Below are 23,993 nucleotides of genomic sequence, written 5' to 3'. Positions count from 1 at the left end.
CCATGTTTGGGTTCGATATAGATTTAGAGCTGATGGGCTATCACTTTTTTCAACTGGGCGTTGCCTTTATCCTGTCCTTACCGATCGCTCTGAACCGTGAGATGAAAGACAATGGGGCAGGACTCAGAACATTTCCATTAGTCACCATCGCCTCGTGTGCCTTTATGCTGGTGGGTATGGATATTTATGAATCTGCAGGTGAAGCGAGAATTATGTATGCCATCATCACGGGCATGGGCTTTATCGGTGGTGGGGCTATTTTTAAAAATGAACAGGGCTCAAAGGGCACAGCGACGGCAGCCAGTTTATGGAATACGGGCGCTATCGGTATTTCTGTGGCATACAATCGTTACGAGATTGCTATTATACTCTCGGTTGTTGGCTTCTTAATCCTGCAATTTTCAGAACCGTTTAAGAAAGACGACAAACTGCAGGAGACGGGAAATGAGGACAAAAAATCTTAAGGATTGACAGTCATAATTTAGTCAAAAAAAAGCCCACAGAGGAGGAACTGTGGACTGAGGAAAACTTAACAGGTGATAAAACCACAAGTAAGTAGATAAAAATTTATTATTCTTACCGTAAAGATAGTGGCAAACGCTCAGAATTCAAGAAATTCTTACATCTGCTTACAAGTTCTAGTGTACAACTGTATTGAGGTCATCTGGGGGTCATAGATATCAGTGATGAAAATGGCGGTTAAAACAGAATAACGGTTAAGGCTGCTTTAAAGAAAAAATCCGGCAACCACACAAGCTGCACAAGATTGCTAGTGTTGAGGAAGATGCAGAGATGGCATGACGGCATCTGTGAAAAATGCTAAGCTAGCAACATTCTTACGTCCACTATAAACTGGGTTTGCCATGACCGAGAGTACACATCTGCACACGCCAGAGCAAAAACCGTTACCAGGGCAAAGTGAAAAAAGCATTTTTAATTTGCCTAATAACCTCACGATTGCACGTATCTTAATGATTCCGCTGTTTGTAGCGATTGCCTATTGGCCACCTGCCATGGGGATTGGCATGCCTGCCATCTCAGACAATGTCATTGCTCGAGTAGGCATGAGTGAGTTTAGTGATAGCTTATTGCGCCATTTGCTATTGACGGGTGTTTTTATCATTGCGGCCATTACCGATTGGCTTGATGGCTATTTTGCCCGTAAGCTAAACGTGGTGTCTGCCTTTGGCCGCTTCTTAGATCCGGTCGCTGATAAGCTGATGGTGGCGGTAGCGCTGATTGTCTTAGTACAATGGCATCCCAATATCATCATGGCGATAGCCGCCATTGTGATTATTTCACGTGAGATTGCTGTGTCAGCGCTACGTGAATGGATGGCGGAGTTGGGCAAAAGTACCAGTGTCGCCGTCTCTTATGTTGGCAAGCTTAAAACGACGTTTCAAATGATAGCGATCACCGTACTGTTACTCAACTGGCAATCGCTTGAAACGATTGGCTATGTGTTGATGGTTGCAGCCGTTATTCTCACCTTGTGGTCAATGCTGATTTACTTAAAAGCAGCATGGCCGTATCTAAAGCAGAGTGGCTAGCCCTAAGGTGATGGGACGTAGTGTTAAGAGAGCAGAATAAAAAGTATCATATGAGAAAAAGAGAAAACGCCAGTCGCATGAGCCACTGGCGTTTTTTATGAGATCTCACTTCGTTAGACTAAAAAATAGTGCTATCTAACTTACTTAACTTATTTACAACTTAGTTATTTAGCTGATTAAAGAGTGACTGAGTTGTTTTCACCCAAGTTGGTCGCTTTTTTGCCTTCCATAACCGCAGCCGTGGTCATTTTAAACATATTGGCAACCGAGCTGCCACTGAGCCAGTATTCTGCCCCGTGTGGCACCACTTTAATCAGTTGGACATTTGGGTCTTCTTTACCTTGCTCATAAAAAGCGTTGTAAACTGGCGACCATAGCTCATCAAGCTTGTCTTGGTCATCGACCAGCTCTGCTTTACCGTTGATTGAGACATAGTCTTTGGCATCTTGACTGACATACGCCAAGTTCACTTGCGGATTTTGCTTAATGTCTTTGACGGTTTCAGTCGTTTTATCCCCGATGAACCAAATCTCTTTTGCCCCAAGACTGGTCTCACTCGTCGTCATCGGGCAAGCATGTAAATGATCTTCGTGTGTGCGAGTGGTCATCATGGCAAACTTAACGTCTTTTACCAACTCTTGGACTTTATCGATATGGTCTTGTCTACTCATAGGAACTTCCTTTTTTATAATGATTGGATGGTGTTCATTAAATCTGAATACTTTAGAAAAATAATTTTTGTTCAGAAAAAAGTGCTAATGGCTTAAAATTTAAAAACAAAGTTAAAAACTTAAAGAGTAAAAACAAACAGCTCATCGGCAACTGGCTTCTAGAATACCGATTTGTAGCGGGCTATTTATATAGGCGCCCAGTAATGCGATGTGAGTGTTTGTAAGGAATATAAGGGTTAAGTAAAAATTGTGACGCCATCCCCTTAATCCGAAGTTTTAAAAGCCTTCATGGTTACAGGCGACGTACCTGAATAAAGAAGTGAGGATGGATGGTTGAAGTTTTCTATGTCTCTGCCTGCAACGACGCCACAAGTTAAAAGAACTTATAGCAGTAAAACGCTTTTATAGACCAAACTGCTTTGGTGTAAATGGATGAAAACAAGCGTCAGATGAAGCAGGCGTACTGAGGTGTTTTGTTTGGATCAAATAGCGGCGAGACGACGATCCTTTCAACAATTTATCTTGGTTTAGACCTGCTTCTTATATGGCTTCTTGTTATAATACGCAGACCATTTACTTAGCATGGCAGTGATGCCTTGATCTTACGGATTATGCCTTTATGATGACCATCGCCGGACAACCGTTACTTACCGATTTTCAGACGCAGCAACTCATCAGTCAATTTCAGCAAAAAACCGAGTTAAATGTTAGCCAAATCCATACGCAGCAGGTGTATGTGCTATCACGCACGCTCTCTGGTGATGAGCATAAAAAAGCGTTGAACTTGTTTGGGATTCGTGACCGTATTGAGCTTGCAGCGCCGCAAGACAACCAACGACAAGTCATCGTGAGTCCGCGTTTTGGTACGATTTCGCCATGGGCGAGTAAAGCGACCGATATTTTTAATAACTGTGAAATTAAGATCAATCGCGTTGAGCGCGTCATTGTTTATACGCTGACGCTTGATAATACAGCGGCCGATAGTGTGGTTGACAAAAAACTGCCTACTGCTGCTGAGCAATTATTGTTTGATCGTATGACCCAAAGCTTGGTCTATGACTTAAATGACGTGAATAAACTGTTTGATGACGAGCCGCCAGCATCGCTCCATCATATCGATGTCATCGGCCAAGGTCGTACGGCGCTAGAGTCAGCCAACACGGCATTTGGCTTTGCGCTATCAGTTGAAGACATCGACTATCTGATGAATGCGTACGTCAATGAATTGGGTCGTAACCCAACGGACGTTGAGCTGATGATGTTTGCACAGGCCAACTCAGAGCATTGCCGTCATAAGATATTCAATGCCCAGTGGACAATCGATGGTACGGCGGCGCCAAAGTCTCTGTTTCAGATGATCAAAAACACTTACCAGTCGAATCCGCAAGGCATCTTGTCGGCTTATAAAGACAACGCCGCTGTGATGGCTGGCTCTGATGGTATGCGTTTTTATCCTATCCCGACGGACGGGGTGGATGCCAGCTCGATTCATCCGTATAACTTCCATCAAGAAAATATCGATATCTTGATGAAAGTCGAGACGCATAATCACCCAACCGCGATTGCTCCTTACTCAGGGGCGGCGACAGGTGCTGGCGGTGAGATACGTGATGAAGGCGCAACGGGTCGCGGCGGTAAGCCAAAAGCGGGTCTGACAGGCTTTCACGTCTCACATTTGCACATTCCAGAGCTGGCCGAGAAGTGGGAGCAGTCCGGTCAACTGAGCACGCAGGATTATGGTACGCCTGATCGTATGGCCACCAGTCTTGAGATTATGACCGAAGCGCCACTCGGTAGCGCCAATTTCTCAAACGAGTTTGGTCGTCCAAACCTATGCGGTTACTTCCGTAGCTTCCAGCTGGATACCTCTGCGGCAAAAGATGGCAGCGAGATGCGCGGCTATCACAAGCCCATCATGCTGGCAGGTGGCTACGGCAATATCAAACGCAACCTCATTGAAAAAAATGCCATCCAAAAAGGCGATCTGCTCATCGTCCTTGGTGGCCCCGCGATGCAGATTGGTTTGGGCGGCGGTGCGGCGTCTTCTGTCGATAGTGGTGAGCTTGATGAAGGCTTGGACTTTGCCTCAGTGCAGCGTGACAACGCTGAGATGGAGCGTCGCTGCCAAGAAGTTATCGATCGCTGCTGGGCGTTAGCTGGTAATGATGTCGATGCCAGTAATAACAGTAAAGACGGCAACCCAATTGTCTCACTACATGACGTAGGAGCAGGTGGTCTATCGAATGCCATGCCAGAGCTGGTCAATGACCATGAAATGGGCGCGCATCTGAACTTACGTAAGATTCCATCATTAGAAGCGGGCATGTCGCCAATGGCCATCTGGTCAAACGAAGCGCAAGAGCGTTATGTGCTGGCGATTCGCCCAGAAAGCAAAGATCAGTTTGATGCTATCTGTGCCCGTGAGCGCTGCCCGTATGCCATCTTAGGCGAGGCAACGGATATTCGCCAGCTGGTTGTCAATGATGAATTGCTCCCTGAGCAGCCCGTCGATATGCCGATGCAAGTACTGCTCGGTGGTACGCCAAAAATGCAGCGTAGCTTTGAGCGTACTGATAGCACGTTGCCAGCATTAGAGCTTGACGACATTAATTTAGCCGAATCAATTACTGATGTATTGCGTCATCCAACGGTGGCGAGCAAATCATTCTTGATCAGCATTGGCGACCGCTCGATCACAGGTATGGTCGTGCGCGATCAGTACGTGGGTCGCTATCAAGTGCCTGTGTCAGACTGTGCGGTGACCGCATCTGGCTTGATGGCGATTGACGGTCAGCCAATGAGCGGTGAGGCGATGAGTATCGGTGAGCGTACGCCTGTTGCCTTGATCAGTCCAAAAGCCTCTGCACGTCTGGCAGTGGGCGAAGCGATTACCAATATCGCGGGTGCGCGTATCGCTCAGTTGTCTGACATCACCATGTCAGCAAACTGGATGGCGGCGTGCGGTGATGATGCAGAAGACGCAGCACTATTCGATGCCGTACATGCTGTCGGTGAAGAGTTATGTCCAGCCCTCGGTATTGCGATCCCAGTTGGGAAAGACTCGCTATCGATGCGTGCCAACTGGAGTGACGAAGACGCTGATAATCAAAACCAAGACAAATCAGTCGTGTCGCCAATGAGCTTGGTGGTGACCGCGTTTGCCCCTGTCGTTGATGTGGCAAAAACCCTAACGCCTGAGCTGATCAATGGTGACAGCGCGTTTTACCGTATTGACTTGTCCAAAGGCAAACTGCGTCTGGGCGGCTCCATCCTTGCGCAGACGTTAAGCCAACTCGGTAATGACTGCCCAGATCTAGCGCAGCCAAGTGATTTGATCGACTTCTTTAACTTTATCCAAGCGGGTAACGCACAAGGCGTCATCAGCGCCTATCACGATATCGGTGACGGTGGCCTGCTTGCCACCATCGCTGAGATGCAATTCACCAGCCGCCAAGGCATCAAGCTGGCATTGACCGATGACAACTTACTCGGTCAGCTGTTCAGCGAAGAGCTGGGTGCGGTCATCCAAGTATTACCAGAGAACGTCGCAGCGCTTATGCAGTTGGCAGAAGAATTTAATGTCAGTGACATGCTAAGCCTCGTCGGTCAAAGCTCGGAAGAAGACAGCTTACTCATCCAAACGCCAACGTATATGGGTGATGACACCTTACGCTTTAGCCGTAGTGAATTACAGCAAGCATGGACTCAGGTCAGCTATCAGATCGCGCGCCGCCGTGATAATCCAGCCTGCGTACAGCAAGAGTATGATTTAATCAGTGATGCCAGCCATCAAGGGCTTATCGCTGCACCAAACTACGATCTTAACCAAAAAGTGGAAGAGCCGTATTTAGCTAGCCGTGAAAATAAGCCAAGAGTCGCAATCTTGCGTGAGCAAGGCGTCAATGGTCAAACGGAGATGGCAGCAGGCTTTACGCGAGCGGGATTCGAAGCGGTCGACGTACACATGAGCGACTTATTAAATGGTCGCATCAATCTACGTGACTTCGACGGTCTGGTCGCTTGTGGTGGCTTTAGTTATGGTGACGTACTGGGCGCAGGCTCTGGCTGGGCGAACTCTATCTTGTTCCATGACGAGCTACGCATGCAGTTCGTGCGCTTCTTTGCCCGTCCGGACACCTTTAGCCTCGGTGTCTGTAACGGCTGTCAGATGATGGCACAGCTAAAAGATCTGATCCCAGGCGCGGAAAACTTCCCACGTTTTGTCGCTAATAAATCAGCACGATTTGAAGCGCGTACGGTCAACGTAAAAATCGAACGTACCAAGTCAATCCTGTTCAAAGGCATGCAAGACAGCATTTTACCGATTGCCACTGCTCATGGTGAAGGCTATGCCACGCTAGACAATAACGAGATCGACGGTATGGCAAAACATGGTCAGCTTGCCATGCGTTATGTCGATAGCCACGGTCATCCAACTGAGACGTATCCGCTCAATCCAAACGGTTCACTCGGCGGTGTCACAGGTCTATGTAGCACCGATGGTCGCGTCACTATCATGATGCCGCACCCTGAGCGTAACTTGAGCGCCCATAACCACAGCTGGAAACCAGAAGAATGGGATGAGGACGGCGCGTGGATGCGTATGTTCCGTAATGCGCGTGCTTGGTTGCGTTAAGATCGACTGAGTTGGTTTAGAGTATTGTTTTATGCAGAAAAAAAGGTGGGCGTAAAGCTCACCTTTTTTGTGTTTGGGTGTTTGTAAAGTAAAGAGTATTATCTATAACTCATTAGTCTTATTGAGTTATGACGTTGGTTTGTAAACCTTATCTAGAGGATTTAAAGCGATTTTTTTAAAATCTTTTCCGCGCAAATAGGCTTCATACCAATCTGGGTGGTCTTTCTTAGATATCTCAATAATTTGCTCTTTAATATCATCCCATAAATTTTCGAAAGAGTTTTTAGAGATGTTTATAAAAGGTTCATATATTTTATATAGTGTTTCATTTTTTAACTCTAATATGATATCTTCATAAAAAACATATGGAGTAAGAATAAAATTGTTTTCGGTATTACCTCTATATTGAGCAAGAAGGTTGCTCACCGTTGAGTTGTTTAAAATTCTTAGGTCTATATTACTAATAGAATGAAAAAGAGAGCCGTTGAATTCATCAGAAAAAATAGATTCATCAGTCCATTTATAAGAGTCAAATATGAAGTCTTCTAGTGTTGTGTATTTATAATTTGATGGATTTAAATCGTTCCAATTTACTTTGTTGAAGAATTTATTAGACATATCTTTTTTAGAAAAAACTATATCTGAATAACTAAAAAAATCTAATGAACTACTTTCATTGTCTCCAAAATCAAATAAATAAGGCTGAAATCCTTTGCTAATAAAAATGTCTCTAAGAAACTTATTGTCGAGAAGTTTTTCAAGAAGATAACCTTCAAGAGTGTTTATATAAACATTTGTACACATCTGTACTGCTTCATCCCAAAATTTTTCATTCGCAAAGTCTAATGTAAAAGCATCAGAATCTAAGATTTCAGTAAAACTATAATTTAAATGAGGTTTAAAACTCTTCCATAAGTCTGACTCTCTATACTTAGACCCTATTAGGAAAAGTAAGGTAGATTTTTTGACCTCATCAAAATCAAGCATTCTCAATAGTAGTTCAATATTATCTTCCGAGTTGAAAAAAGATTGTATAGATTTTTCTATATAACTAATAATTACATTTTCATTCTTTAGTTCGTCTCTATTTAAATTTAAAAAATACGAGGATTTCGAACTATATATATCGACAACTAAGCCGAAATTATTAAGCTTGTTTATATCATTAAATAGGTTTAAATCATAAATATCTAGTTGCTTATGCTCAATACATTGACCTCTGTAAAATAAATTGAGTTCGCTTTTTGATATAAGTTTATTACTGTAACTAGAGTCTCTATTCATAAAACCTATTGCATCTTGAAAAATTATTTTCAGACCTAAATTGTTCTTATCGTCCCAGTAAAACCCATCAGTTTTAATTTGATTAGATAAAAATGAATATTTTTCTAAATTTAATATGCTAAGTCGTTCAGACAAATTGAATGAGATGATAGGGTTGGTTATTGTATTTGATATTTCCAACAACCTATATAGCGCAAGGTATGAAACAGGTTTAGAGTGAGATAAATTACCAATTATTTTTTTTAAATCAATTTCATTGTTATAAGTATCTAGTTTTATTTCGCTACTTATAACTTCCTGAATGACTAATTTGGTTCCATACTTTTTTAAATTATCAACTTCTTCAATGAAACAGTAACCCGATTTTCCAGATAAGGGAGAATTTAACTCGATTTTGAAACTTTCATGAGTCATTCGACTTTTTGTAAAGATAGTAATTTTCTGCTGCTCTGTTGGTAAGTCTTTCATTAGTAAAAATGCACTATGAAGACCAATACCAAACTCACCTGATGGACGCATCCACTCGGGCATCTGACGGATAATTTTCTGCTTTTCCTTATTGTTCTTTGAGCCAGCAATTTTTTGCATATATTCAAGATCTTTACGGGAAATGCCTACACCATTATCTTCAATACTAAACTCCCAGAGCGTCGAAGCCTCATTATCGTCTACTTTTCTACAGTCTAACTCAATAGGGTATTTTTCAAATATTTTGCGAGTGCTTTCATCATATGGATTAGCCTTAGGTGGTAAAGGTTCTTGAGACTTTTCTATTCCATGTTCTAACCAAACACGAATCATCGTGGCATCAATCGCATTCTGAATGAGTTCCCGATAAATACTCATGTCATCTTTATATAGGTTATTACCTTGCAATAACTCAATAGCACTACGTTCATCCAGTGAGAATTTCATCGGTTTATTGTTAAGTAAAATCTTTTTGTCAGTCATTTCCACATCAAGTTTATTGATAGTTGGGAGTAAACCAAAATCACGACTAGGCACAATATTTTTCCACTGTGACATCTGGTTTTGAATCTCTTCTTTGATCCAGTCAAACCAGTTGCGACATTCAATATATGCCATCTCAGTACTACAAATAGCCGTTACGCTTACTGTCTCATTATCTAACTGAAACTCACGAATCGCTTGATGCTTATGTTTATGTGTTTCACTAAACGATGGCATATTGCCGACTTGTCTTGCCATAACAGGGCAAAAACGGTTGTCATCAATATCAAATAAATCACCTAAGCGGAGTAAACAAGCGACAAAACGAGGATGACAGTCTTCCGTACCCATACCTGTTTGGCGAAAAGGTAAGTCTTGCATGACGTAGTTAAAACTTTTGCCATGAGATAAACAGATTTGAGCGAGATACCGATAAATACGGTTTGGGAGTAACTCGGTACGTGGAGAGCTGATATTTAGTTTTTCAAATGGTTTTAAAACAACTCTTTCAGAGTTGGCGGGGTGGTCACGTCGATACCATTCGGCAACCATCTGACGATACTTTTCAACGCCTTTGTATGGGTTGTCGTAATGAACAAGGGCAGCTTCCCAACCTTCTTTATGCCACACTTTGGCAAACTCATGTAAGTCTTGAACATTGTTATTAGCAAGCTCTTCAACGTAGTCTTTAAAATGCTCATTTTCAATGACATCTTGAACTTCATCAGCATTGAATAACATACCGATATCATGCCAATAAGCCGCTTCTAAAATTAACCATGTGTCTGTCGCTGTTAGCTTTTCAATATTGCTACCTAACAGACGTTCGATATTGACGAGTATTTGCTGAGAGTGTGATTCGTTATGACTACTAAAGTGTGGATAATAACTCCCCACATTTTCGAGCGACTTACCGACGAGCTTTTCATCAAACTCCCATTGCGACATCAATATTCTTGTATTGCTATCTTCTTCAGTTTTTCTTTTTAGATGTTTGATTAGTCCTGCGCTCATGGTAAGTCCCTTTTAATTTTTATACTTGGTAGTTTAGTTTTATATTACTTATCAACATAGGTCGATTTTACCGTAAATGCATGATTAACGGATAAAAATATTTTCACCTAACTATTCATCCTTTATCTCTCTCTCATTACTTCTTAATACCCAAAAAAAACGGCACTGAAATCAGCGCCGTTTTATCAGTCGTGACAATTTAAAAGTTAACCACGACTCCTCAAATGCTGAATCCTCAAAATCAATCCCAGCTTAAAATCACCTTACCGCATTGCCCACTTTCCATGATATCAAAGCCTTCTTGAAAGTCATCGATGTGCATGCGATGGGTAATGATGGGCGACAGATCAATACCGCTAATCAGCATTTGCTCCATCTGATACCACGTCTCCCACATCTCACGGCCATAAATACCTTTTAGGGTCAACGCCTTAAAGATAATCTTGCTCCAATCCACCGTGGTAGTGTTAGGTAAAATGCCCAAGAGCGCAATTTTAGAGCCGTTATACATATTACTAATCATCGAATCAAAGGCTTGAGGCGAGCCTGACATCTCAAGCCCGATATCGAAGCCGTGCATTTTTAATTCATCGATAGCGCCTTCGATGGTTTCACCCTTGGCTGGATTGATGGTCATCGTTGCACCCATTTTTTTGGCAAGCTCTAGGCGATAATCGCTGATATCACTGACCACAATATTACGTGCGCCTGCAAAGCGGCAGATCGCCGTTGCCATTGACCCAATCAGCCCGGCACCCGTAATCAGCACATCTTCACCCAGTACCGGGAAGGATAAGGCAGTATGAGTGGCATTGCCAAAGGGGTCCATAATGGCGGCCATCTCATCGCTGATACGCTCATCGAGTTTGATGGCATTATCGGCAGGTATCACCAAATATTCGGCAAACGCGCCATCGCGGTCAACGCCCACGCCTTTGGTGTTTTCGCACACATGCAGCTTACCACGGCGGCAGTTACGGCAATGCCCGCAAGCGATATGGCCTTCGCCTGTGACTCGGTCACCCACTTCAAGATGCTTGACACCTTCGCCCATTTCACTAATGACACCGACGTATTCATGGCCGATAATCATTGGCGTCTTGATGGTTTTTTGTGACCACTCATCCCACTTATAAATGTGCAAATCTGTCCCACAGATGGCGGTTTTTTTAATTTTTATTTTAACGTCATTGATGCCGACCGTCGGTTCTGGCATGTCTTGCATCCAGATGCCTTTTTTGTCATGGGCTTTCACCAGTGCTTTCATACTTCTCTCTTATTTAACTGCGTTGCATTTCATTGTTGAATCTAGATAAATATCGAACGACGCTTAATCAATCACCTTCATTTGCTTGGCGACTTTGATAAAGGCGGCGATACATTGGTCGAGCTGCTCACGCGTATGGGCAGCAGAGAGCTGGACACGAATGCGAGCCTCGTTTTTGGGTACGACAGGATAGAAAAAGCCAATCACATAAATGCCCTCTTCAAGCAGCGCATCTGCCATTTGTTGTGAGACATTGGCATCATACAGCATCACCGCACAAATGGCCGATTCAGTGGGCTTGATATCGAAGCCCGCTTCTTGCATTTGCTTGACAAAATAGGCGGTATTTTCATGCAGTTTGTCTTGTAGCGTATTGTCTTGCGATAGCATTTCAAACGCTTTTACCCCAGCGGCAGCCACCATGGGCGGAATGGAGTTTGAAAACAGATACGGGCGTGAGCGTTGACGCAGCATCTCAATGATTTCTTTTTTACCCGTCGTAAAGCCGCCAATCGCACCGCCAAATGCTTTGCCTAAAGTACCCGTGATCAGCTCGATATCGCCGCGTAGATCAAACAATTCAGTCACGCCGCCACCGGTGTGACCGACGACGCCTGCTGAATGCGACTCATCAATCATCACCATGGCATCGTATTTTTGTGCCAACGCATAAATCTCATCCATTGGCGCCACGTTACCATCCATTGAAAACACACCATCGGTGACAATCAAACGAAAACGCTGTGCTTGCGCGGCTTGCAGCTGAGTCTCCAAATCTTGCATATCCGCATTGGCATAGCGATAACGCGCGGCTTTACACAGGCGCACACCATCGATGATTGAGGCATGATTTAACGAGTCAGAAATAATGGCGTCTTCGCTGGTCAAGAGTGGCTCAAAGGCACCGCCATTGGCATCGAAACAAGCCGCATACAGAATCGTATCTTCGGTATTAAAAAATTGAGAAATCGACGCCTCTAATTGCTTATGCAGATCTTGCGTACCACAAATAAAACGTACCGATGACATGCCATAACCTGAGTCTTCAATGGCCTCGATAGCCGCCTTTTTAATCTCAGGGTGGTCTGACAATCCAAGGTAATTGTTGGCACAGAAGTTAAGCATCTCACGGCCATCCGCGATCTTGATTAGCGCATCTTGCGGAGAGGTGATAACGCGCTCGTTTTTATACAATCCTGCCGCGCGGATGTCGCTGATTTCTTGTTGTAGATGTTTTTGAAAGGCTTGATACATAAATTTTCCTTTTTTAATATTATTGGAGTTTGCATACGTCATGCAAATATTAGTAATGCCGATAGTAGGCCTGCTGATAGCACCAAACGATCAAAGCCACGCATCATTCTAGTCTTTAGTAAAACCAACGATATGGTGCGAGCAGTGATACTATCTATAATCCGGTAATCTATAACCCCGTAAGCGGCAATTTTATCATTAGCCCATCGCAATAAGTAGCCCAAGCAACGCCTTATCAACTAAAGCATCGAACACAAGATAAAAAAGGATGCCAATCACCATGCTAATGATATAGTTAGGTCGCTATAAAAGGGATACAGATAGACTGGTATAAATTTTACTTGCTTGCTGTGCCTACGCCGACAGAGGCTGCGAAAAATTTATACCAGTCTAGTGCATTTATATAATGCATCTGTTTCATTCAGCGTTGACTACAGAAGGTGTTGACGGGTAGATGGCTATTTATCTATTTATCTATTTATCTATCAAGAGTCTCGCCTTGCGCCTGAGCCATCAACTCATGAATTTTAGCGCTTTCTTTGAGCACACAAGCGTCATACGCAGAGAGCGGTTGCGACTCTTGTTCTTGTTGCTGTTTCTGCGCTTGCTTATCTTTTTCTTCTAGGTATTTTTGCAGATCGTTTTGCTCATCTTTTTGAGAATGACTCATGGCATATCTCCTGCTGTTTTGTAACGTTTAATAAAAATCATCCTTGCCAGCATACTTCTGATTTAGCGCCTGCAAAATCGCATAGGTCTCGCTATCCATGTTACCTGTTGGCTGCTGCGGGCGAAAGTGCAACTGAAACGCATAGACGACATCACGGCTGGCTTCATCCCACGTATCAGTGTCGTTGATTTGATAGCCGTATTGACGAAACGCTTGCTTGATCTCAGGTATCGTTGCCGATTCAAACGCTTCTTGATTTAGCAAGAATTGTTTATCAAATTCATCATACCAAGCGCCGATGCCATAATCGACGTACAGTCGCTTCCAAGGGAACTTGGCACCGGGGTCGATCTTGCGCGAGGGTGCCATGTCCGCATGACCGATGATGTTTTTGGGTGAGATATCATAGCGCGCGGCGATATCTTGCACCAATTGTGCGACTTTCTTAATTTGCAACTCATCAAATTCAACATAATGATGATAAGGACGATAATCGAGCGTACCGTTTTTCAGCGCGTCTCGATATTCAGGCTTGATACCGCTATTTACGATCTCGATGCCGATAGAGGTATCGTTTAATATGGTTCTGCCTGAAAATCCGCCATCGCCTGCGTGCCACGCGCGCTCGGACTCTGGCACGAGGTTATAGATTTTATTATCGTCTTTGTCCAATATCAGATAGTGCGCACTCACATTGCCCGTGGTCAAGGTCTTTATCGAGCGCTCATTGTCTGAGACGGTATAGTGCAGGACGATGGTTTTGATACGCTCACTTTTGCCAGTCGCTTGATACGTTTTACTATCGACGTTGTAGTTTTTGGTCGTTATGACTGGCGGAGCCGTTGTCACGCAACCAACCAAGGAGAGGGTTAGCCCGCAAGCCAATGCCGTCGATACAGTATTTTTTGCCATGAAATGCCCTGCATGAATAAAGGTGGGGGATACGCATCTTTATTTTACGTGTGTATTGCGATTAGATGATGTCTAATGTTTTAAGACTTGTGTTCAACCTTGCCGAGTCTTCTTAGCCAACACTTTTTTCCAACTGTCTTCTAAACACTCAATCGCGAGCCACGGCTCAATGACATCAGCATCGAATTTTTCTTTACTATTGGCCAGTTGCCATAGTGTCTTAAGCGTGGCAAACGGGTAAGGGCGCTTAACCAAATAAACGGGCAAATCTGCATGAATCAGGCCATCACGTACGACCTGAAAGTACCAACCAGCAATGCCTTGCTTACTCACCCATGCGGCAATATTTGGCACTTTGGTGAATTGGCCGATTTGGTCATTGATCTTATAACACGGACGGCGCGGTTGGACGATACGAAGTTGTACGCCATCCTCACCGCTTATTTTGTCTTCACGCAATTGCCCATACTGATAGACATCGCCAATACAGACCGTCGTCTCATCCATCTCTGGTAAACCATTGACCGCTTCGGTGGTGAGGTTCTCGCCTAGTGTACCGATGCGCACTTTTAAACCAAACGCTGCATTAATCTGCTCGTACGTCGCGATCGGTAATTGATGCACCGCTTTTAAGGGGCCACCATGATGCTTACGATCCGCTTGCTCATCGGTGGTCAGACCCATAAAGTTGACGGCCACGGGTGCTTTGATTGGCGTTTTATCGATGGCACTCATTTGCTCACGGGTGAATGGCATGGCTTTGCCAGCACGCACACAGGTGAGGTTGGCAATATGCAGGGGCAGGGTTTGGTTAAAGTCCGTCTGGATTTGTACGCTGGTATCGGCTGATTTGGTGTGCATTACGTTTCCTAATGGCTGCTCATTTTTTAGCAAATACGATTTGATGATTGCCATTATCTTATCGCAATCATAGGTCGCTTTCAGCCCATTTATATTGAGTATACAAGTGGGGTTATTTATAGACAGTCAAAAAAAAGACCAGAATCAGCATCTGGTCTTTTTAGTATGATAAGTGAGTGTTATAAGCGCACTGCACGCAATACGCTTATTTGTTTTTGTTGCGACGACCTGCCGTTTTCTTTTCGCGCGGGGTGGCGACCAGCTCAGCCAACTGCTCAGGTGATGACCATAGGCCTTCTAAGTCATAGAACTCGCGCGCTTGTGGCGTCATCATATGGACGACCACAGCGCCCAAATCAATCAATGTCCAATCAGAGTCGATGCCGCCTTCACGGCCAAGTGGCATAAAGCCGCCTTGCTTTGCTTCTGCGCCGACACTATCAGCCATCGCGCGTACATGGCGCTTTGAGGTACCATCAGCGATGACGATACGTTCGGTGACGTCAGTCAAGTCTTCTACATTTAATACGGTGATGTTCTTCGCTTTCATATCAGTTAGCGCGCTTTGTACAAGGTTTAAGCACACGGTTAAGCGTTCTTCAGTCATGGTGTTGGTCATAAATTTTCATCTCTTGAATCGTCAATATTTAAAATAAAAGGGTAAATCGTTAATTTGGATTGTCCAACTGCTCAGGTGTCGTCAGTCATGTATAAAGACAAAATGGGCAAAATGACAAAGATAAGGTGATTTTAACGGAATTGGGCAGCAGAATATAGCTGATGGGCGATAATATAGTGATAAACAGCAGGATTTAGCCATTTAGCCAATGGATTGGGTTTATTAGGGCGCATGATACCATTTGTTGGCGGTACAGAGGTCATTTGCCTGTCGGCTGAGTGAGTGATATCGGGACGCTCTTTTGACGACTGTAGCTGCTGGCGTATTTGGGTACTCGATACTGCTTTGATCGGGCGCGTATCTATATAAATGCGGCCTTGGTGAGCATTTTTCAAGGGGTTACTGGCTTTAAGCATGTCTGATGAGGGCGTTATCAAATCAGTCGGTGAGTCGATGACGAGAGGTTGCAACTGTATGGGTAGTTTGGCTTGAATGGCAAGGGTATCTTGAGACGTATTACTTTTTTCCGTGGCAAAAAAGGTGTTATCCATATCAGACGGGCTACTGGCATTAGGACGACTAAAAATCCAGAGATTGACATAATCAGTCAGCCTAAGCCCCTCTTTCCATTGACCTAAACTCAGCGCGCTGTCCATACCAATGATAAAGATCAAGCTGTCATTTGGATAGCGTTCTCTTAGCGTGCGTACGCTGTCGATGGTATAGACAGGCGGCGTCTGCCACAGCTCAAGCTCATTAATCTGTAGCGGTGTGTTGAGTGTCGCAAGCTTTAACATAGCCAAACGATGGACGGGGTCGGTGCTTTTTTGCTTAAAAGGGGAGCGGGAGTTTGGTAATAATGACACGTGCAGGTCGCGCTGTTGCAGCCTAGCTATGGGCAACAAACGTTGATAGACGGCCATTGCCATTTGTAAATGCCCCTCGTGCACAGGGTCAAATGAGCCGCCTAAATAGGCACGAATGGCGGGCGTAGGACTTTTATCATGACGGTTATGGACAGTGTTTGGCATAAATAAATGAGCAAAAAGCGTGAGAGAAGAGCGTTATTGTAGAGGGTGCGTGGGTACCTGTCATTAAAAGCGCGCAAAAATCGTGAGAAACCTATAATAAAAAACCGACCATCATGACGATAGTCGGTGATATGCAGTACGGTGACGCATAAATTCTAACGCAATTAAATCTGGTCGCTATAGGCTTGGATGGCGGTTAGGGCGATGGTATAAACAATATCATCGACCAAAGCTCCGCGTGATAAGTCATTGACGGGCTTATTCAAACCTTGCAACATCGGGCCAACACTGATGACATTGGCACTACGTTGTACCGCTTTATAAGTGGTATTACCGGTATTGAGATCTGGGAAAATAAAGACATTGGCTTGACCAGCAACAGGCGAGTCAGGGGCTTTTTGTTTGCCCACGCTCATGACTGAGGCCGCATCATACTGTAGTGGTCCATCGACTTTTAGGTCTGGCGCCCGCTCGCGTACGATTTGGGTAGCACGAGTGACTTTTTCGACATCGGCGCCTGCCCCTGACGAGCCAGTAGAGTAGCTAATCATCGCAACTTTTGGATCGATACCAAAGGCGGCGGCAGACTGGGCTGATTGAATAGCAATCTCAGCCAACTCTTCAGCATTCGGGTCTGGGTTGATGGCACAGTCACCGTAGACGACCACTTGCTCTGGCAATAGCATAAAGAAAACGGATGACACGAGTGAGTACTGCGGTGCGGTTTTAATCAACTGAAACGCTGGACGGACGGTGTTGGCAGTGGTGTGAATCGCACCTGAGACCAAGCCATCGACTTCGTCCATCTGTAGCATGGTGGTGCCCAAATACACGGTATCTTTGAGGTATTCAGCAGCGACATCTTCAGAGGTTTTACCTTTACGGCGCTCGACGACGGCAGCGACATATTTGCTTATATCGAGACTATCAGGATCGATGATCTCTAGACCGTCTGGCAGCGTTAAGTCACGGTTTTTCGCCACTTGCTCGACGTCGCTACGCTTCGCAAGTAGGACACAGTTGGCGATGCCGCGGCTTTGACAGATACAAGCTGCTTCGACCGTACGAGGTTCAGAGCCTTCTGGTAGTACGATGCGTTTTTTGGCATGCTGCGCTTTTTTGACCAATTGATGACGGAAGGCAGAAGGAGACAAACGCGGCTTATAATCGCGGCTGAAGTAGTCTTTAATCCAGCTTAAATTTAAATGTGCGGCTACGTAACGGGCCACTTCTTCAGCGCGTTCTGTATCATCACTTGGAATCTCAGAGCTCATGTGCATCAGACTTTGTACCGTCTCATAACTGTCGCTTTCGACACTCATCACAGGAATGCCCGTTTTGAGCGCTGATTGCCATAGCTCAGCAACCGTCGCACTTGGCTCGACGCCGCCTGTCAACACCAAACCTGCCAGCGGGATGCCATTGATGCATGCCAACCCAGCGGCCAGTAATAAGTCATCACGATCACCAGGAACGACGATTAGAGTGCCACGTTTGAACACTTCATCCACGCGGTTCACGGAGCGTGCTGTTAGGCTAATACGATTGATGCGGCGCGTTTTTGCGTCACCCACATTGAGCCATTTGGCATCAAGCTCAGTGGCAATATCCCAAGTGCGAGGCACAGACAGTGAGTCACTAAAAGGCACCACACCGATTAAGCGAAATGCTTCAGTATCAAAGTGAGGAGACAAGCGTTGGATTTCCTGCATGAAGTTGTCGTCCAAGCTCACGATGGCCTCACCAGGAGCAACCGGCTGGGTCTCAAAGGTATTTGGGACATCGTGCACCCGCATCAAAATCACGCCTAGCGTACGGGCATTGGCGATACCGCCAAACTCGCGAGCGTGGACATCGAGCTTGTCGGCCAGATAGGCAGGCTTGCTGGTGTCAGCTGTGCTGACAAAAATGATTTTGGCGTCTAGCGCATGGGCAATGGCACGGTTGATCTGTGAGGCATACGAGGTTTCGGTGGTTGGTACCAGACCTTCGCAGATGACCACATCATGACCGTCACCAATCGTGTGATAATTGACGACCACTTCTTCCATCAAGTCATCAAGATTGCCATCGCCAATCATGCGCTCAACGCGCTGACGACTGATGGATTCGGGCGGGTTTAAACCAAAAGCGTGCATGGTTAAGGCACTTGAGCTGTCTAAGCTGCGCTGCTTATCCAGAGTGTCGTCTTGCAAAAATGGCTTCATAAAGCCCGCTTTTATACCGTTGTAGTCAAAAGCACGAATCAGGCCGAGCGCGGCTGACGTGACGCCAATGCCGCGGCTGATGGGAACAAGTAAAATGGTTTGCATAGTGTATCCTACGGTTTATTATATTCTGACAGCTCAAGTCATCCTTGCTGAAATGAGAAAAACGTCGCGCTTCTTACTTATCTATTTATAAGAAGCGCTGATCTAAGCAACGACTCAAAACGGCCGCGTTTAGACTAAGTCCAAAGCGTCACGAGTTTCTTGGGCGATGCGGCACTCTTCATCCGTTGGTACCACCCATAGCTCGATGCTGCTATCATCGGCGTGGAAGCTACCTTCACTGCCACCGAACAGGCTTGCGTTTTTGTCCGCATTTACTTTGATACCAAAATGACGCATCACTTCTAAGATGCTCGTACGCGTGGTCACTGAGTTTTCACCGATACCACCGGTAAAGACAATACCAGTAAATTCTGGCAGCGCACAGCTCAAGCTGGCGAGATATTTACCGACGCGGTAACAGAACATCTCGATGGCAAGCTTGGCGTCTTGATGTCCTTCATTGGCCGCTTGTTCGACAGTACGTAAATCATTAGATAGCCCTGAGACACCCAATAGACCACTTTCATTATTGAGCATGGCATCGATCTCTTCCAAGCTCATACCGAGCTGGCGCTTTAGGTGTATGTGTAGGCTTGGGTCGACATCACCACTACGCGTACCCATCATGAGTCCCTCAAGCGGGGTCAGGCCCATACTGGTATCGAAGCTTTTGCCATCATAAACGGCCGTTGCCGAGCAGCCGTTACCCAGATGCGCTGTGAGCCAGCCATGTGGGCCTTTAGACTCTGTAATCTCACTGGCACGCTCTGAGACGTAGGCATGAGACGTACCATGAAAGCCATAACGGCGGATTTTGTGCTCTTCATACAGAGCTTTTGGTAGCGGATAGCGAAAAGCAACTGGCGGCATGGTTTGGTGAAAGGCTGTGTCAAAGACGACTACTTGAGGAATATTAGGATAAATCGCCTGTACCGCTTCGATACCCAAAGCGTGGGCAGGGTTGTGTAGTGGCGCGAGTATTTTTAAGCGTTTTACCTCGTCCAGTACGTGTTCATCGACACGGACAGCTTCAGAATACTCACGGCCACCATGGACCACGCGATGACCAACCGCGATGAAGTGATATTGTTCTAATAGCTCAAGGATTTTTTGTAGCGCTAACTTGTGACGGCCACCTGGGATCGAGATTTCAAGCTTGTCACCATTCAGTGTGGTGTGTTTGATACGAGCAGTATCAAGACCTAAGTTTTCGGCCAAACCAGTGATACGAGTAGAGTTATCATCGCTAATCAGCGCGTATTTGATGGAGGAGGAGCCGCAGTTGAGAACTAAGGTAGGATTGATCAGGGTTGATGTGTCAGTATTTTGGTCATCAAAAGTGGTGGTTGGGCTAGCGCTCATACTCTATCCTTAGATTATATGTTATGAATGGTGATTCATCATCGATGAATACCGGTTAAATACATAAAAATCAGCCACATCCATGCTGATATACAGTGAGCAAGTATATTGCTGATTTCAGTCCCTTTTGCGTTGGCACTACTGATAAGTGCTTGTAAGTCGCATGCTAGCGCCTTACTACCGCCTCAAGGTAGAGCATAATGTAACATATTTTTGTGGCTATACCACGATAACTATAAGGGTTAACGCAAGAGAAGGGGGGTTGTCGAATACAACTGTACACCGACTGTGGCTAGTGTTTGTCGGGCGCTACAGCAAAAAAGTAGAACCAATAAAAATTGTAAGAAAATTTTTCTAAATAACCTTAATGCGTTTTGCACGCGGGTTACGGTGTACAACTACACCTGTGGTTAATTCAAAATAATAGGGGGAGTGCAAAATGAAATTGACACATTAATATCGCCATCGCTGTACCCTGGGTATAAATTTACCTTGCGTGCTGTGCCTACGCCGACAGATGCGGCGCTAAATTCATCCCAGCAGTCCTATATCGGTTTAAATAGTAAACCTGAATAATTACTAAATTTATTAGGCAGACGTCTCCAGTATGCGCACAGCTTTATGTAATAATGTTATGATTCAAAACAGCCGCATCTGCCGTTTTTACGTATTGCCTTTCTTTTACTGTACTTATTACTATACTTACACCGTTGCAAGCTTACAGGTTATCTATTTTATGCTTACCATACGCCGCACTTTAAAAACTAAGCACGCCAACGCCGTTCATATTAGTCGCCGTGCTCTTTCTACTGTTCTTATGGGTAGTGTTTTGATGCTAAGCTTGTCAGGCTGCGGACAAAAAGGCGATCTATATTTGACAGATGCTAGTAACCAAACCATTCAGAGTTCAGCTGTACTGGAAAGTACCAGCCATCCACAAGACGCCGCTTTTGCTGGTATCGATGATGATAACTATCAACCCATAACTGATGGCCAAAAATCGTCCGATTTTGTGTTACCAGAACCCAGCAGTGATCCCAACGATTACTGATACTGAGTAAACATTTACTTTTAAAGCGCGTTGCTGCTTTTCTTAAAACATGATTTCCAACCTTGCTACCCTGATTACATTAGAGATGTTCATATGAGTCATTCTGAGCCACAAGCTGGCGAGTCCGTCACCACCCAGACCGAACAAGGATTATACATCGATCCTAAAGCCTTAACTGCTTGCTTGCCCCCATTGCATTATCGTGATGAGGCGTTGTATATGGAGCAGGTCAGTGTTAAAGAGCTGGTTAAGCACTACGATACGCCATGCTATGTGTACTCAAAACAGGCGATATTAGAGGTTTATCAAGCGTACACCGATAGCTTTGCCAGTCTAAAACACCAGATATGTTATGCGGTAAAGGCCAATTCCAATTTGGCTGTACTGGGTGTATTAGCACAAGCGGGCGCTGGATTTGATATCGTCTCACGTGGTGAGCTGATGCGCGTGTTGGCGGCAGGCGGCGCGGCATCACGTGTGGTGTTTTCGGGAGTGGGTAAGACGTATAGCGACATCGAGTTTGCACTTGCTCAAGGGATCGGCTGCTTTAATGTCGAGTCGATAAGTGAGTTGGCGTTAATCAACGAGGTAGCAAAGACGCTTGATAAATCTGCGCCAATCTCATTACGCGTCAATCCAAACGTCGATGCTAAGACTCATCCGTATATCTCAACGGGTCTAAAAGACAATAAGTTTGGTATTACCCATGAAGAGGCGCTGGCGGTCTATCAGCAAGCAGCGGATTTATCTCACATCGATGTCGTTGGGATTGACTGTCATATTGGCTCGCAGTTGACTGAGGTCGAACCCTTCGTCGCGGCATTGGATAAAGTCATTGAGCTGGTCCATAGCCTACGCGAGCAAGGTATTGAGCTGCGTCACATCGATTTAGGCGGCGGTTTGGGCGTGCGTTATATCGATGAGACGCCGGTGTCTATCGATGAGTTTGCGACTGCTTTATTACCGAAGCTTAGCGCGCTTGGCTTGACGGTGTTCTTTGAGCCGGGTCGCAGTATTGTGGCCAATGCTGGTATCTTATTGACTCAAGTCGATGTGCTAAAACCCACTCCCCACAAGAACTTTGCCATTGTCGATGCGGCCATGAACGATCTGATTCGTCCTGCGCTATATCAAGCCGACATGGCTGTGATTCCTGAAACGCTACCAAAAAATGGCTTGGATACTGAGGGTACGCAGGCGTGGGATATCGTTGGGGCGATTTGTGAAACGGGTGATTTTTTGGCCAAGGATCGTCTGTTATCCTTAGCCACCGATGATATTTTGGCAGTTACAGGCGCTGGTGCTTATGGGTTTACCATGAGCAGCAATTACAATTCGCGTCCGCGTGCCTGCGAAGTCATGGTGGATGGTGATCGTCATCAATTGATTCGTAAGCGCGAAACAATTGAAGCGTTATATGTCGATGAAATATTGTGGCAAGACAAGTAACATCGCCAAAACCACTTCTTTATTTGACCCTTAAAGAGAACCCACTGTGATGATAACAGTGGGTTTTTTTGTGCCAGACTCTGATTGTATAGAGTGAGATTGAGCTGTCAACATCACTTGGTATTTGATAGCAGTGATAGTTATGATTGTAACTGACAGCGTGCTAATATAAGACATACATAAAAATAGGATAGGATATCAAGGGTATGCTAATAGAATTTACTAAGATGCATGGTCTGGGCAATGATTTTATGGTCATCGATTTGGTGACCCAGCGCTTAGATTTGACCAAGGATTTGGTGCAGTTATTGGGCGATCGTCACTTAGGCATTGGTTTTGATCAACTGCTCGTTGTTGAGCCGCCGATGCGTCCTGATGTTGATTTTAGCTATCGCATTTTTAATACCGATGGCACAGAAGTTGAGCAGTGCGGCAATGGCGCACGCTGTTTCGCCCGTTTTGTGCAAGCACGTAAGTTGTCATTTAAGCAGCGTCTGCGGGTGGAAACTGCCAGCGGCATCATTTCATTGACCACAGACCGTTATGGTTGGGTCGAGGTCGATATGGGCAAGCCCAAGTTTGAGCCGGATGAGATTCCGTTTACGCCCAGAGCCACGACTAAGATTCAAAACGCCTATCATTTAGATGTCAATGGTACGCCCGTGCAACTGTATGTGGCTAACATGGGCAACCCGCATGCCGTGATCAAAGTCGATGATGTGCTTGATGCAGAAGTCGAAACCTTGGGCAAAGCCATCGAATCACATCCTGCTTTTCCAGATCGTGTGAATGTCGGTTTTATGCAAGTGATGAATCAGCGTCATATTCGCCTGCGGGTTTATGAGCGCGGTGTGGGAGAGACGCAAGCCTGTGGCACAGGCGCTTGTGCAGCGGTGGCTGTCGGTATACGGGAAGGCTGGCTGGATGAAGGTGAAGAAATACGCGCACAGCTATATGGCGGCAGCATGATTATCAAATGGCAGCCGGGGTATTCGGTCATGATGACTGGTCCAACTGCCTTTGTCTATGAAGGCGTATTTAGCCCCGACGGTCTGATGGCGCAAGCAGGTATGAAGCCCAATGCAGAAGGCTAAAGTCT

General features: G+C 45.2%; 17 protein-coding genes. 6 read left to right on the top strand and 11 right to left on the bottom strand.

The genetic code is table 11. From position 1 onward, the window contains the following. Positions 1 to 2 precede the first annotated feature (2 nt). Positions 3 to 464: an MgtC/SapB family protein gene (locus DVY93_RS02250; protein ID WP_198334891.1), complete on the top strand. Its 462-nt coding sequence runs from the start codon at positions 3 to 5 to the stop codon at positions 462 to 464. A 399-nt stretch (positions 465 to 863) separates the two neighbouring features. After that, positions 864 to 1,550, top strand: coding sequence for a CDP-diacylglycerol--glycerol-3-phosphate 3-phosphatidyltransferase (gene pgsA, locus DVY93_RS02245; RefSeq protein ID WP_193006293.1), 687 nt, complete (start codon positions 864 to 866; stop codon positions 1,548 to 1,550). Positions 1,551 to 1,726: 176 nt separating this feature from the next. Here pgsA and DVY93_RS02240 read toward each other — a convergent pair whose 3' ends face one another. Beyond that, positions 1,727 to 2,221, bottom strand: coding sequence for a pyridoxamine 5'-phosphate oxidase family protein (locus DVY93_RS02240; RefSeq protein WP_193006294.1), 495 nt, complete (start codon positions 2,219 to 2,221; stop codon positions 1,727 to 1,729). A 619-nt stretch (positions 2,222 to 2,840) separates the two neighbouring features. On the opposite strand from DVY93_RS02240, the gene purL reads away from it, so the two are divergent. Beyond that, positions 2,841 to 6,857: a phosphoribosylformylglycinamidine synthase gene (gene purL / locus DVY93_RS02235; protein ID WP_230708757.1), complete on the top strand. Its 4,017-nt coding sequence runs from the start codon at positions 2,841 to 2,843 to the stop codon at positions 6,855 to 6,857. A gap of 126 nt (positions 6,858 to 6,983) precedes the next feature. On the opposite strand, the gene DVY93_RS02230 is transcribed toward purL, so the two are convergent. From DVY93_RS02230 to DVY93_RS02185, 10 genes are all read right to left on the bottom strand, one after another. Beyond that, positions 6,984 to 10,106 (bottom strand): HD domain-containing protein, encoded by a 3,123-nt coding sequence (locus tag DVY93_RS02230; protein ID WP_230708755.1) that lies wholly within the window; start codon positions 10,104 to 10,106, stop codon positions 6,984 to 6,986. A 241-nt stretch (positions 10,107 to 10,347) separates the two neighbouring features. After that, complete coding sequence (gene tdh / locus DVY93_RS02225; protein WP_230708753.1) at positions 10,348 to 11,373, bottom strand: L-threonine 3-dehydrogenase; 1,026 nt, start codon at positions 11,371 to 11,373, stop codon at positions 10,348 to 10,350. A gap of 63 nt (positions 11,374 to 11,436) precedes the next feature. Further along, positions 11,437 to 12,627: a glycine C-acetyltransferase gene (gene kbl / locus DVY93_RS02220; RefSeq protein ID WP_230708751.1), complete on the bottom strand. Its 1,191-nt coding sequence runs from the start codon at positions 12,625 to 12,627 to the stop codon at positions 11,437 to 11,439. A 478-nt stretch (positions 12,628 to 13,105) separates the two neighbouring features. Then, the gene (locus DVY93_RS02215) at positions 13,106 to 13,297 is read right to left on the bottom strand and encodes a hypothetical protein (protein WP_198334896.1); all 192 of its coding nucleotides are present in this window, start codon (positions 13,295 to 13,297) and stop codon (positions 13,106 to 13,108) included. 27 nt (positions 13,298 to 13,324) lie between these two features. Further along, positions 13,325 to 14,209 carry an N-acetylmuramoyl-L-alanine amidase gene (locus tag DVY93_RS02210; RefSeq protein WP_230708749.1) on the bottom strand — a complete coding sequence of 295 codons (885 nt, stop codon included), beginning with the start codon at positions 14,207 to 14,209 and terminating at the stop codon, positions 13,325 to 13,327. A 93-nt stretch (positions 14,210 to 14,302) separates the two neighbouring features. Continuing rightward, on the bottom strand, positions 14,303 to 15,070 hold the full coding sequence (locus tag DVY93_RS02205) for an MOSC domain-containing protein (protein WP_230708748.1): 768 nt from the start codon (positions 15,068 to 15,070) through the stop codon (positions 14,303 to 14,305). Between the two features lie 205 nt (positions 15,071 to 15,275). Continuing rightward, positions 15,276 to 15,689: a ribosome silencing factor gene (rsfS, locus tag DVY93_RS02200; protein ID WP_193006302.1), complete on the bottom strand. Its 414-nt coding sequence runs from the start codon at positions 15,687 to 15,689 to the stop codon at positions 15,276 to 15,278. 131 nt (positions 15,690 to 15,820) lie between these two features. Beyond that, entirely contained in the window at positions 15,821 to 16,720 is a 900-nt protein-coding gene (locus DVY93_RS02195; protein ID WP_193006303.1) for a nicotinate-nicotinamide nucleotide adenylyltransferase, read from the bottom strand. Positions 16,721 to 16,884: 164 nt separating this feature from the next. Further along, entirely contained in the window at positions 16,885 to 19,032 is a 2,148-nt protein-coding gene (gene pta / locus DVY93_RS02190) for a phosphate acetyltransferase (RefSeq protein WP_230708746.1), read from the bottom strand. Positions 19,033 to 19,161: 129 nt separating this feature from the next. After that, complete coding sequence (locus DVY93_RS02185; protein WP_230708744.1) at positions 19,162 to 20,394, bottom strand: acetate/propionate family kinase; 1,233 nt, start codon at positions 20,392 to 20,394, stop codon at positions 19,162 to 19,164. Positions 20,395 to 21,028: 634 nt separating this feature from the next. Between DVY93_RS02185 and lptM the strand changes: the two genes are divergently transcribed. From lptM to dapF, 3 genes are all read left to right on the top strand, one after another. Next, positions 21,029 to 21,445 (top strand): LPS translocon maturation chaperone LptM, encoded by a 417-nt coding sequence (gene lptM, locus DVY93_RS02180; RefSeq protein WP_230708742.1) that lies wholly within the window; start codon positions 21,029 to 21,031, stop codon positions 21,443 to 21,445. A 93-nt stretch (positions 21,446 to 21,538) separates the two neighbouring features. After that, entirely contained in the window at positions 21,539 to 22,894 is a 1,356-nt protein-coding gene (gene lysA, locus DVY93_RS02175; RefSeq protein WP_193006307.1) for a diaminopimelate decarboxylase, read from the top strand. Between the two features lie 206 nt (positions 22,895 to 23,100). Then, positions 23,101 to 23,988, top strand: a complete 888-nt coding sequence (gene dapF / locus DVY93_RS02170; RefSeq protein WP_193006308.1) for a diaminopimelate epimerase — start codon at positions 23,101 to 23,103, stop codon at positions 23,986 to 23,988. The last annotated feature ends 5 nt before the right edge of the window (positions 23,989 to 23,993 follow it).

Source organism: Psychrobacter sp. CCUG 69069, assembly GCF_021023115.1.
GTDB classification, from domain to species: domain Bacteria; phylum Pseudomonadota; class Gammaproteobacteria; order Pseudomonadales; family Moraxellaceae; genus Psychrobacter; species Psychrobacter namhaensis.
This window is presented reverse-complemented; position numbering and strand designations above follow the sequence as displayed.

Excerpts from the sequence above, each read along its gene's own strand:
- kbl (WP_230708751.1), bottom strand. The coding sequence starts at position 12,627 with ATGTATCAAGCCTTTCAAAAACATCTACAACAAGAAATCAGCGACATC.
- DVY93_RS02215 (WP_198334896.1), bottom strand. The coding sequence starts at position 13,297 with ATGAGTCATTCTCAAAAAGATGAGCAAAACGATCTGCAAAAATACCTA.
- tdh (WP_230708753.1), bottom strand. The coding sequence starts at position 11,373 with ATGAAAGCACTGGTGAAAGCCCATGACAAAAAAGGCATCTGGATGCAA.
- pta (WP_230708746.1), bottom strand. The coding sequence starts at position 19,032 with ATGCAAACCATTTTACTTGTTCCCATCAGCCGCGGCATTGGCGTCACG.
- DVY93_RS02240 (WP_193006294.1), bottom strand. The coding sequence starts at position 2,221 with ATGAGTAGACAAGACCATATCGATAAAGTCCAAGAGTTGGTAAAAGAC.
- DVY93_RS02210 (WP_230708749.1), bottom strand. The coding sequence starts at position 14,209 with ATGGCAAAAAATACTGTATCGACGGCATTGGCTTGCGGGCTAACCCTC.
- DVY93_RS02230 (WP_230708755.1), bottom strand. The coding sequence starts at position 10,106 with ATGAGCGCAGGACTAATCAAACATCTAAAAAGAAAAACTGAAGAAGAT.
- pgsA (WP_193006293.1), top strand. The coding sequence starts at position 864 with ATGACCGAGAGTACACATCTGCACACGCCAGAGCAAAAACCGTTACCA.
- lptM (WP_230708742.1), top strand. The coding sequence starts at position 21,029 with ATGATTCAAAACAGCCGCATCTGCCGTTTTTACGTATTGCCTTTCTTT.
- DVY93_RS02250 (WP_198334891.1), top strand. The coding sequence starts at position 3 with ATGTTTGGGTTCGATATAGATTTAGAGCTGATGGGCTATCACTTTTTT.
- dapF (WP_193006308.1), top strand. The coding sequence starts at position 23,101 with ATGCTAATAGAATTTACTAAGATGCATGGTCTGGGCAATGATTTTATG.
- lysA (WP_193006307.1), top strand. The coding sequence starts at position 21,539 with ATGAGTCATTCTGAGCCACAAGCTGGCGAGTCCGTCACCACCCAGACC.
- DVY93_RS02185 (WP_230708744.1), bottom strand. The coding sequence starts at position 20,394 with ATGAGCGCTAGCCCAACCACCACTTTTGATGACCAAAATACTGACACA.
- rsfS (WP_193006302.1), bottom strand. The coding sequence starts at position 15,689 with ATGACCAACACCATGACTGAAGAACGCTTAACCGTGTGCTTAAACCTT.
- purL (WP_230708757.1), top strand. The coding sequence starts at position 2,841 with ATGATGACCATCGCCGGACAACCGTTACTTACCGATTTTCAGACGCAG.
- DVY93_RS02205 (WP_230708748.1), bottom strand. The coding sequence starts at position 15,070 with ATGCACACCAAATCAGCCGATACCAGCGTACAAATCCAGACGGACTTT.
- DVY93_RS02195 (WP_193006303.1), bottom strand. The coding sequence starts at position 16,720 with ATGCCAAACACTGTCCATAACCGTCATGATAAAAGTCCTACGCCCGCC.